This is a genomic window from Achromobacter aegrifaciens (assembly GCF_902859735.1).
GTDB lineage: Bacteria > Pseudomonadota > Gammaproteobacteria > Burkholderiales > Burkholderiaceae_B > Achromobacter > Achromobacter aegrifaciens.
The window spans coordinates 281,909-291,285 of the sequence record NZ_CADIJY010000006.1; the positions used below are offsets into that span (position 1 = coordinate 281,909).

Sequence of the window (9,377 nt, forward strand, 5' to 3'; positions counted from 1 at the left end):
GAGACCGGACGACTCAACTGAAGAGACTACACCCATGCGTTCCATGAGCATCATCTGCCCGAACGGGCACTTAGGATTCGCCCCCTTGCGCACCGAGAGCTTCCAGCTCGGCGTCGCCGCCGGGCCGGACTGCATCGCCGCCGACTCGGGCAGCGACGACGTGGGTCCCGTGCCGCTGGGCTCCGACACCTCCACCAGCCCGCAAGCCTGGCAGCGCCACGACCTGGAACAGATGCTGCTGGCCGCGCGCAAGCTGGGCGTGCCCATGGTCATCGGCTCGGCCGGCGACACCGGCTCCAACAGCCGGGTCGACCTGTACGTGCGCCTGATCAAGGAGATCGCCGCCGAGCACAAGCTGGCGCCGTTCAAGGTCGGCTACTTCTATTCCGAAGTCGACAAGGAACGCGTGCGCCGCGCGCTGCGCGCGGGCCAGCAGGTGGCCGGCCTGGACGGCTACGCTGACCTGACCGAAGCCGAGCTGGATGCCAGCGACCGCATCGTGGCGGTGGCCGGCGTGCATCCCTACATCAAGCTGCTGGAAGCTGGCGCGGACGTGATCATCGGCGGCCGCAGCTCGGATGCCGCCGTGTTCGCCGCCCCTGCCCTGCACCGGGGCTACGACGCCGACCGCGCCTATTACCTGGGCAAGGTGCTGGAGTGCGCTTCGTTCTGCGCCGAACCCTATGGCGGCAAGGAAACCGTGATGGGCGAGATCTCGGCGGAGGACGTGCGCGTCACGGCCATGCATCCCGACCAGCGCTGCACCATCGCGTCGGTCGCGGGCCACGCGATGTACGAGCGCTCCAATCCCTACGAAGAATTCTTCGCAGGCGGCCGGCTGGACATGGCCGATTGCCGCTACGAGCAGTTGAGCGAAAAGACCACCCGCATCACCGGCTCGCGCTTCGAACCCGCCGCCCAGGTGCGCGTAAAGCTGGAAGGCTCCGGCAAGGTCGGCGAGCGCTACATGGGACTTTGCGGCATACGCGATCCCTACACCATCGCCAACGTCGACCGCGTCATCGCCTGGGCGCGAGACAAGGTGCGCGAACGCTTCGGCGACTCGGGCTATGAGCTGCACTACAAGGTCTACGGGCGCGACGGCGTCATGGGCGACCTGGAGCCGCTGCGCGACCAGCCGGGCCATGAGCTGTGCGTCATGGTCCAGGGCGTGGCGCCGACCGCCGAAATGGCCGAGGAACTGACGCTTACGGGCCTGCGCCAGATGTTCTACGCCCGCCTGCCCGACGTGAAAGGCACGGCCGGTTCGGTGTCGTTCCCGCTGGACGAGGTGGTGCGCACCAGCGCCGCCTACCGCTGGACCCTGAACCACACGCTGCCGGTGGAAGACGCCGGCGAACTCTTCCCGACCCACCTCACCGAGGCTGGCGCCTGAGCCGGCAAGACCATGAGCACCCAGAAACTCAGCACCCTGGCCAAGACCATCCGCAGCAAGAACGCGGGCGTGAACAAGATCACCTTCGACATCATCTTCCGCGAGCCGGCGACCTACGAGGCGGTCAAGCGCTCCGGCGCGCTGACGCGCGCCAGCATGGCGGCCCTGTACCGCATCGACGACAGCCGCATATCGGACTTCGTGCATTACGATCCCGGCCTGGCCATCAAGTTCACGATCTACCGGCTGGCTCCCAGCGGGTCCGCGGGCGATGGCGACATCTTCGGCGCGCAGCAATATGCGCCGCTGCTGGACGTCGCCGTCCCCATGCCGGACTGAACGCCGCGGGCGCCGCACCCGGCGCCCGCTCCAACCTCCGCTCTCCTAGAGAATCGATCATGAAAGCGCTAATGCAAACAACGTTGTTCCTGGCGGCATCCTTGCTGGCCGGCGCGGCAGCGGCCCAGACGGAAGTGCCCAAGCAGGTCAAGATCGTGGTGCCGTTCACCGCCGGCGCCAGCAATGACGCGATCGCCCGCGCGATCGCGCCGCAGCTTGCGGCCCGCTTCGGCAACACGGTGATCGTGGAAAACCGCGGCGGCGCGGCCGGCGCGATCGGTTCCGAGTACGTGGCCCGCTCGGCCAAGGACGGCTCGGTGCTGCTCCTGACCTCGTCGACCTTCCTGACCACCGCCGCCACGCAGCCTCACCTGCCCTACGATCCGCTGAAGCAGTTCGCGCCGGTGGCGATGATAGGACAGGGGCCGCTGGTCATCGCCGCCTCGGCGCAGACGCCCTATACCTCGTTGAAGCAGCTGCTGGAAGCGGCGCGCAGCAAGCCGGGCGCCCTGAACTACGGCAGCGCCGGCGTCGGTTCGCTGGCGCATCTGGCCACCGTCATGCTGGACGACGCGGCCGGCACGGAGATGACTCACGTGCCCTACAAGGGCGCGGCCAACGCCGCCTCCGACCTGGCCGGCGGCCTGATCCATGTCATGCTGTCCAACTACAGCACGCTGGCCCCCGTGGTGCAGGGCAAGAAGGTCACGCTGCTGGCGACCACCGCGCAATCGCCCTCCGCGGCGTTCCCCGACCTGCCGCCGGCCGCGCAGGCGCTGCCGGGATATTCGGTGCAGATCTGGGTGGGTGTGTTCGCGCCGGCGGGCACGCCGCAGCCTTATATCGACAAGCTCAACGCCGCGCTCGTCGATATCTCGGCTTCGCCCGAAATGAAGGCATTGCTGGACCTGGACGGCACCGTGCCGTCGCGCATGGACAGCGCCGAATTCGGCACGCGCGTGCGCGAGGAACTGGCCCTGTGGCAAGGCATTGCGCGCAAGCACAACATCAGCGCGGAATAGGCCTCAGCCTTCCAGCCCCAGCTTGAGCATCTGGTGGCGCAGGGCGTGCCGCGTGAGCCCCAGGGACTCGGCGGCGCGCCCCAGGTTGCCGTCCTGGGCCTGCAAGGCCGCCCGGATCAGGCCGCGCTGGAACTGCGCGGACAGTTCGGCGTAGGTGCCGGCGGCGGCAGACGAGGCCGCCGGCGCGGGCTTGCCCGCTTCGCGCAGGATGCGCTGCGGCAGGTGTCGCGCCAGTACCGTGTCGCCGTCTTCCAGGATGCAGATGCGCTCCAGCAGATTGCTCAGTTCGCGCACATTGCCCGGCCAGGCGTAGGCCTTGAAAATGCGCCGCACCTCGGGATCGATGACGGTGAAACGGCTGCCGTGGGTGGCGTTGTAGCGTTCCAGGAAGCGCTGCGCCAGCACGATCACGTCATCGCCGCGCTCGCGCAACGGCGGCAGGTTGATCGACACCACCTGCAGGCGGTAATACAGGTCGTCGCGAAAGCGCCCGGCCTGCACCTCCCCCAACAGGATCTTGTTGGTGGCGGCGATGAAGCGCGCATCGACTGAAACCTCCTGGACGGAACCGATGCGCCGGAAGCGCCGGCTGTCCAGCAAGGTCAGGATCTTGGCCTGCATGACCGGATCCAGCTCGCGGATTTCGTCCAGGAACACGCTGCCGCCATTGGCGGCTTCGAGCAGGCCGGTCTTGCGCGCCACCGCCCCGGTGAACGCGCCGCGTTCATGGCCGAACAATTCGGACTCGAGCAGGTTGCCCGGGATGGCGGCGCAGTTGATCTCGGTATAGCCCTTGGCCGCGCGCGCCGACTGCGCATGCAGGTTGCGGGCGACCAGCCCCTTGCCGGTGCCGGTTTCGCCGTAGATGAGGACGATGCTGGCCTTGCTGCGGGCGACCCGGCCGACCAGATCGCGCAGCGCCGCCATCGACGGGTGATCCCCGATGAGCGGCTCGCAGGCGGACGGGGCGGCAGGCATGGGCGGGGGCCGCTTATACCTTCAGGAAGTGTTCGCGGTAGTACTTGAGCTCGTCGATCGATTCGTAGATGTCGGCCAGCGCTTCGTGGCGGCTCTTCTTCTCGAATCCCTTGTAGACGGCCGGCGCCCAGCGGCGGGCCAGTTCCTTCAGCGTGCTCACGTCCAGGTTGCGATAGTGGAAAAACTGCTCCAGGCGCGGCATGTAAGCAAACATGAAACGGCGGTCCTGGCTGATGGTGTTGCCGCACAGCGGCGACTTGCCCGCCGGCACATGCTGCGCCAGAAACGCCAGCAGCGTATCCTCGGCCTGCGCCTCGGAAATCGTGGACGCCTTGACCTTGTCGATCAGGCCGCTCTTGCCGTGCGTGGACTTGTTCCAGCTGTCCATGGCGTCGAGCAGGCTGTCGGGCTGGTGCACCACCAGCACGGGGCCCTCGGCCACGACGGTCAGGTCGGGTTCCGTCACCACCACGGCGACTTCGATGATGCGTTCTTTCTCGGGGTCCAGGCCGGTCATTTCCATGTCCAGCCAAACCAGGCGGTTTTCGTTCACAGCCATATAATTTGCCTATAAAACGTTCGATTTTCGCACATACCCACACTTGAGCACGCCGCATCGCCCATGTTCACATTGCTGTTCGTTGCCTTCCTGCTGACCGATATCGCCGTGCGCCTGTGGCTGGCTACGCGCCAGATCCGCCATGTCGCGCGCAACCGCGACCAGGTGCCGTCCGAATTCTCTCACCGTATCGGGCTGGCCAGCCACCAGCGGGCGGCGGACTACACCGTGGCGCGGGTCAAGCTGGGCATGCTGGAACGCACCTACGACGCCATCCTGCTGGTGTGCCTGACCCTGATGGGCGGACTGCAGCTCATCGACCTGATGGTGGCCCAGATTACCAGCAACGACTTCCTGCGCCAGATGCTGCTGCTGGTCGTGGTGGCGCTGTTGCTGGGCGTGCTGGGCCTGCCCTTCACGTTGTGGCGGCAGTTCAAGCTGGAAGCGCGCTTCGGCTTCAACCGCATGACGCCTGGCCTGTTCATCGCCGACGCCGCCAAGGGCCTGCTGGTCGCGGCGGTGCTGGGCCTGCCGCTGGCGGCCGCGGTGCTGTGGCTGATGGGCAGCGCGGGCGCCTACTGGTGGGTGTGGGCCTGGGCGCTGTGGACCGCGTTCAACCTGGCGCTATTGATCGTCTACCCGATGTTCATCGCCCCGCTCTTCAATAAATTCACGCCGCTGTCCGACCCGGAGCTGGCCGGCCGCATCCAGCGCCTGGCCCAGCGCTGCGGCTTTGCGCTCAACGGCCTGTTCGTGATGGACGGCTCGCGCCGCTCCGCCCACGGCAATGCCTACTTCACGGGCTTCGGCCGCTCGCGCCGCATCGTGTTCTTCGACACCCTGCTGGCGCGCCTGAACGGCGACGAGATCGAAGCCGTGCTGGCGCACGAGCTGGGCCATTTCGCCAAGCGCCACATCGTCAAGCGCATCGTCTTCAGCTTCGCCGCCGCGCTGGTTTTCTTCGCCATCCTGGGCTGGATCTCGCAACAGCCCTGGTTCTACGTGGGACTGGGCGTCATGCCGCAACTGGGCGGACGCAACGACGCCATGGCGCTGCTGCTGTTCTTCCTGGTGATCCCCGTCTTCACTTTCATGCTCACGCCCGTGGCCAGCTGGTACTCGCGCCGCGACGAGTTCGAAGCGGACCGCTACGCGGCCGAACAGAGCTCGCCGGAACGCCTGGTGTCCGCGCTGGTCAAACTCTACGACGACAACGCCGCCACCTTGACTCCCGACCCCGTGCACTCCGCCTTCTACGACAGCCATCCCCCCGCCGCCGTGCGCATCCGCCACCTGACGGCGGCCGCTGCATGACCGCGCCGTCCAACGAAGGCCGCATCATCGCCGCCCACGGGCGCCACTACACGGTGGAGCTCGCCGACGGCACGCTGCGCAAGTGCTTCCCGCGCGGCAAGAAGGCAGGCGCCGCCGTCGGCGACCGCGTGCGCATCACCCCCCAGGGCAAGGACGAAGGCGCCATCGACGCCATCCTGCCGCGGCGCAATCTGCTGTACCGCTCGGACGAAATGCGTTCCAAGCAGTTCGCCTCCAACGTCGACCAGTTGCTGATCGTGGTCGCCGTGCAGCCCACGTTTTCGGACGACCTGACCGGCCGCGCCCTGGCCGGCGCCTGGAGCGCGGATATCGCGCCCATCATCATCCTCAACAAGACCGACCTGGCGGACGAACTGCCGGCGGCGCGCGCGCGGCTGGCGCCGATCGCCGCGCTGGGCGTGGACGTGATCGAACTCAGCGCGCTGGAACCCGAAAAGGTGCATACGCTGCTGGCGCCGCGCCTGGCCGGACACACCAGCCTGCTGCTGGGCCAGAGCGGCATGGGCAAGTCCACGCTGCTCAACGCCCTGGTGCCCGACGCGGCCGCTCCCACCCGCGAGCACTCCACCGCGCTGGACATGGGCAAGCACACCACCACCAGCACGCGGCTCTATCACCTGCCCGCGCCGGGCGGCGACCTGATCGACTCGCCGGGCTTCCAGGCCTTTGGCCTGCAGCATCTGAGCCGTGAGGACATCATCCGCGGCTTCCCGGAGTTCACCAAGCCCATCGAGGAGTGCCGTTTCTACAACTGCACCCACCGCCAGGAACCCGGCTGCGGCGTGGTCGCGGCCTTGCAGGCGGGCGCAATCGATCCGGCGCGCTACGCCTTGTACCAGCGCATCCTGGAAGAAAACCTGGCGGGACAGCAGCGCTACTAGCGTGTCGTCCAATGGGAACCTGCTGCGAAGTCCGACACACACTCCCCTGGACGTTCCGTAATTGAATACGGCCCCTGTACGGGGCCGTATTCATTGGCAGCGAAAGCCGGAAACCAAGGCCGGCTCGCGGCGGGGATCAACGGGGCGTAAAGCCGTGGCGCAGCAGATGGTAGAGGTTGCGCAACATGCCGGCTGTCGCGCCCCAGATGAAATGCTTGCCGTAAGGCATGCCGTAGTACTGGCGCACCCGGCCGTCATCCAGGCGGGCCTCATAGAGCCGGTGATTGGCGGGATCCATCAGGAAGGACAACGGCACTTCGAATACTTCCGCCACCTCGAAGGCGTCGGGCGCCAGGTCAAAGCCTGGACGCACCAGCGACACCACCGGAATGATGGAGAACCCCGTCGCCGTCAGATACGGCGGCATGCTGCCCAGCACTTCGACGTGGTTGGCGGGCAGCCCGGTTTCTTCCTGCGCTTCGCGCAAGGCCGCGGCCTCCGGCGTGGAGTCGCTGGTTTCGATGCGCCCGCCCGGAAAGCTGATCTGGCCGGCATGGTCATGCAGGTGGGCGGCGCGCTGCGTCAGCATGATGTGCACGCCGTTGTCGCGCGTTACCAGCGGAATCAGCACCGCCGCAGGCACGGGCACGCCTTCGCGGCCCGGATAACGCAGGTCGGTGTCGCGCGACAGCTCCAGCGTCCAGGTGGACGGCTGGCTGAGCGTGCCCCGCAACGAATCCGGGGTCAACAGGCTGGCGGGCACGGCCGGCAAGGACGCGTTGGCCACCACCCAGGGTTGCGTCGCCGGATCGAAGCCGGGACGCGCCAGCGGCCGCCGGGGCCGCGGGGAAGACGAGGAATCAGACATACGTCTCTGCAAAAGACTCTGCAAAAAGAAAAAGGCACCCTCGCAGGTGCCTTTTTAACCCGGAAACCCGTGCCGAACGAAAACGCTGGATGGCGTGAGCGTCCGACACTGGTAGGGCCGTGTGCCGATAAGCGATCAAGCCGCCGAGGCTTGCTTGCTGACCAGCTTTTCCTTGATACGCGCCGACTTGCCCGAGCGGTTGCGCAGGTAGTACAGCTTGGCGCGGCGCACGTCGCCGCGGCGCTTGACTTCGATGCCGGCGATTTGCGGCGAGTACAGCTGGAACGTACGTTCCACGGCTTCACCCGACGAAATCTTGCGCACGGTGAACGCGGAGTTCAGGCCGCGGTTGCGCTTGGCGATCACGACGCCTTCGAAAGCCTGCACGCGCTTGCGGGTGCCTTCAACGACGTTCACGCTCACGATGACGGTGTCACCAGGAGCAAATTCAGGCTTGGCTTGACCGCCGGTCAGGCGGGCAATTTCTTCCTGTTCCAGGATAGCGATAAGGTTCATGAGAACTCCTAGATCATCATGTCTTTGCGGACTAAAACTTTTGCCGTTCGATGTTGTTCACGTGGCTTCTGCAGGATTGCGCTATAAGCACAAGCCCGCATCCATCGCGTGTTGCACGGCCAACTGACGCTAAGGCCAGCTCCCGTTGCATGTGCCGCAAGCAGAGGATGAGATTTGGCAAACCAATGATTCTACACCAAAAATCGCTCCGGGCATCAGGTAACATGGCCCCGGTTCTCGCGGTTTGGAGTACCCTTCCGTCTTCTGTAACAAACACGTCATCTGGCGCTGTTCCTTCATGTCGTATTCGTCCCTGATATTGGTCGTCCTGGCGGCAATGGCCCACGCCACGTGGAATCTGCTCGCCAAGCGCGCGGCCATGGTGGGCGCTCCCTTCGTCTTCGCCTATGGCCTGTGCGCCTCGGTACTGTATGCGCCGTGGGTCATCTGGGTGCTGTTGCACGACGGCATGACCTGGACCTGGCCCGTGGTCGGCGCCATCCTGACTTCCAGCCTGTTGCATCTGGGCTACAGCCTGTGCCTGCAACGCGGGTACCAGGTGGCCGACCTGTCTGTGGTCTACCCCATCGCACGGGGCACCGGGCCGCTGCTGTCCACCACCGGCGCCTTTCTGCTGCTGGGCGAACCCGCCACCAGCACCGGCATCATCGGCATGCTTTGCGTAGTGGGCGGGGTGCTGCTGATCGCAACCCAGGGCCGCCTGGCCATTTTCAAGCAGGCCCAGGCCTGGGTGGGCGTGCGCTGGGGCGTGGTGATCGGCCTGTTCATCGCGGCCTATACCGTCGTCGACGCCTACGGCGTGAAGGTGCTGCTGATCAGCCCCGTGCTGTTCGACTGGTTTACCTGCGTGACCCGCACGACCATGATGGCCCCCCACATGCTGCGCCGCCGCCCCCAGTCCTGGGAGGCCATGCGCGGGCACTGGCATCTGGCGCTGGCCGTGGGCCTCTTGTCGCCGCTGGGCTACATCCTGGTGCTGTACGCGCTGCGCAACGGCGCGCCGCTGAGCCTGGTAGCCCCTGCCCGGGAAATGTCCATGATGCTGGGCACCCTGGCCGGCATGTTCCTGCTGCGCGAAAAAGTCGGACCGGGCCGGCTGGCTGGCTGCCTGGCCATCCTGGCGGGCGTCGTTCTGCTGGGTTCAAGCTGACGAACCCTGCTCCGGGCAGTTCCGGCTGGCGGGGCTGGCGCGTACCGGTTACGCCTTGCCTGCCGGCTACCGCCGGGCATCCGACCGTTCAGAATCCGGCGGCCGCGCCCAGCCACATCAGGCCAGGAATGATCGCGCCCCAGGCCAGCACCATCACCACATCTATCACCATGGCCTTCATGGTCACTTGAGCCGTCACGGGTTCCACCGTGGCGTTACCCAGGCTGCGCTCGCGCGCGGCAGGCGCGGCGGCAACCGCGGCCTCGACCGGTGCTGCGGGCGCAGGCATCGGCGCGGCGACGGCTGGGCCTG

The 9,377-nt window shown here is 66.6% G+C and carries 10 protein-coding genes and 1 pseudogene; 6 read left to right on the plus strand and 5 right to left on the minus strand.

The window, feature by feature from the left end; translation table 11 throughout:
• Nucleotides 1-34: 34 nt before the first annotated feature.
• The 3 genes from HV766_RS19845 (at nucleotide 35) to HV766_RS19855 (ending at nucleotide 2,757) form a co-directional block, all read left to right on the plus strand.
• Nucleotides 35-1,396, plus strand: coding sequence for an acyclic terpene utilization AtuA family protein (locus HV766_RS19845; protein ID WP_054450963.1), 1,362 nt, complete (start codon nucleotides 35-37; stop codon nucleotides 1,394-1,396).
• Nucleotides 1,397-1,408: 12 nt separating this feature from the next.
• Nucleotides 1,409-1,735: a DUF4387 domain-containing protein gene (locus HV766_RS19850; protein WP_013392433.1), complete on the plus strand. Its 327-nt coding sequence runs from the start codon at nucleotides 1,409-1,411 to the stop codon at nucleotides 1,733-1,735.
• Between the two features lie 71 nt (nucleotides 1,736-1,806).
• The gene (locus HV766_RS19855; RefSeq protein WP_254593340.1) at nucleotides 1,807-2,757 is read left to right on the plus strand and encodes a tripartite tricarboxylate transporter substrate-binding protein; all 951 of its coding nucleotides are present in this window, start codon (nucleotides 1,807-1,809) and stop codon (nucleotides 2,755-2,757) included.
• 3 nt (nucleotides 2,758-2,760) lie between these two features.
• Here the strand turns inward: HV766_RS19855 and HV766_RS19860 are convergent, their stop codons facing one another.
• Together HV766_RS19860 and orn are read right to left on the minus strand one after the other, a co-directional pair.
• Nucleotides 2,761-3,735, minus strand: coding sequence for a sigma-54 interaction domain-containing protein (locus HV766_RS19860; RefSeq protein ID WP_054450961.1), 975 nt, complete (start codon nucleotides 3,733-3,735; stop codon nucleotides 2,761-2,763).
• Nucleotides 3,736-3,748: 13 nt separating this feature from the next.
• On the minus strand, nucleotides 3,749-4,294 hold the full coding sequence (gene orn, locus HV766_RS19865) for an oligoribonuclease (RefSeq protein ID WP_042792554.1): 546 nt from the start codon (nucleotides 4,292-4,294) through the stop codon (nucleotides 3,749-3,751).
• A 63-nt stretch (nucleotides 4,295-4,357) separates the two neighbouring features.
• On the opposite strand from orn, the gene HV766_RS19870 reads away from it, so the two are divergent.
• Nucleotides 4,358-5,608 (plus strand): M48 family metallopeptidase, encoded by a 1,251-nt coding sequence (locus HV766_RS19870; protein ID WP_054450959.1) that lies wholly within the window; start codon nucleotides 4,358-4,360, stop codon nucleotides 5,606-5,608.
• Nucleotides 5,605-6,510, plus strand: coding sequence for a ribosome small subunit-dependent GTPase A (gene rsgA / locus HV766_RS19875; RefSeq protein ID WP_054450957.1), 906 nt, complete (start codon nucleotides 5,605-5,607; stop codon nucleotides 6,508-6,510). The genes HV766_RS19870 and rsgA overlap by 4 nt, the downstream gene beginning before the upstream one ends.
• 136 nt (nucleotides 6,511-6,646) lie before the next feature.
• Here the strand turns inward: rsgA and HV766_RS19880 are convergent, their stop codons facing one another.
• Entirely contained in the window at nucleotides 6,647-7,378 is a 732-nt protein-coding gene (locus HV766_RS19880; protein WP_119450892.1) for a CoA pyrophosphatase, read from the minus strand.
• Nucleotides 7,379-7,513: 135 nt separating this feature from the next.
• Nucleotides 7,514-7,894 carry a 50S ribosomal protein L19 gene (rplS, locus tag HV766_RS19885; protein WP_006218237.1) on the minus strand — a complete coding sequence of 127 codons (381 nt, stop codon included), beginning with the start codon at nucleotides 7,892-7,894 and terminating at the stop codon, nucleotides 7,514-7,516.
• A 298-nt stretch (nucleotides 7,895-8,192) separates the two neighbouring features.
• Between rplS and HV766_RS19890 the strand changes: the two genes are divergently transcribed.
• The gene (locus tag HV766_RS19890) at nucleotides 8,193-9,065 is read left to right on the plus strand and encodes an EamA family transporter (RefSeq protein WP_054450952.1); all 873 of its coding nucleotides are present in this window, start codon (nucleotides 8,193-8,195) and stop codon (nucleotides 9,063-9,065) included.
• 88 nt (nucleotides 9,066-9,153) lie between these two features.
• Here HV766_RS19890 and HV766_RS19895 read toward each other — a convergent pair.
• Nucleotides 9,154-9,377: pseudogene (locus HV766_RS19895) on the minus strand (hypothetical protein); the annotation flags it as partial.

Bases quoted from the DNA above. Each gene is read 5' to 3' on its own strand.
- HV766_RS19845 (WP_054450963.1), top strand. From the start codon at position 35: ATGCGTTCCATGAGCATCATCTGCCCGAACGGGCACTTAGGATTCGCC.
- HV766_RS19850 (WP_013392433.1), top strand. From the start codon at position 1,409: ATGAGCACCCAGAAACTCAGCACCCTGGCCAAGACCATCCGCAGCAAG.
- HV766_RS19855 (WP_254593340.1), top strand. From the start codon at position 1,807: ATGCAAACAACGTTGTTCCTGGCGGCATCCTTGCTGGCCGGCGCGGCA.
- HV766_RS19860 (WP_054450961.1), bottom strand. From the start codon at position 3,735: ATGCCTGCCGCCCCGTCCGCCTGCGAGCCGCTCATCGGGGATCACCCG.
- orn (WP_042792554.1), bottom strand. From the start codon at position 4,294: ATGGCTGTGAACGAAAACCGCCTGGTTTGGCTGGACATGGAAATGACC.
- HV766_RS19870 (WP_054450959.1), top strand. From the start codon at position 4,358: ATGTTCACATTGCTGTTCGTTGCCTTCCTGCTGACCGATATCGCCGTG.
- rsgA (WP_054450957.1), top strand. From the start codon at position 5,605: ATGACCGCGCCGTCCAACGAAGGCCGCATCATCGCCGCCCACGGGCGC.
- HV766_RS19880 (WP_119450892.1), bottom strand. From the start codon at position 7,378: ATGTCTGATTCCTCGTCTTCCCCGCGGCCCCGGCGGCCGCTGGCGCGT.
- rplS (WP_006218237.1), bottom strand. From the start codon at position 7,894: ATGAACCTTATCGCTATCCTGGAACAGGAAGAAATTGCCCGCCTGACC.
- HV766_RS19890 (WP_054450952.1), top strand. From the start codon at position 8,193: ATGTCGTATTCGTCCCTGATATTGGTCGTCCTGGCGGCAATGGCCCAC.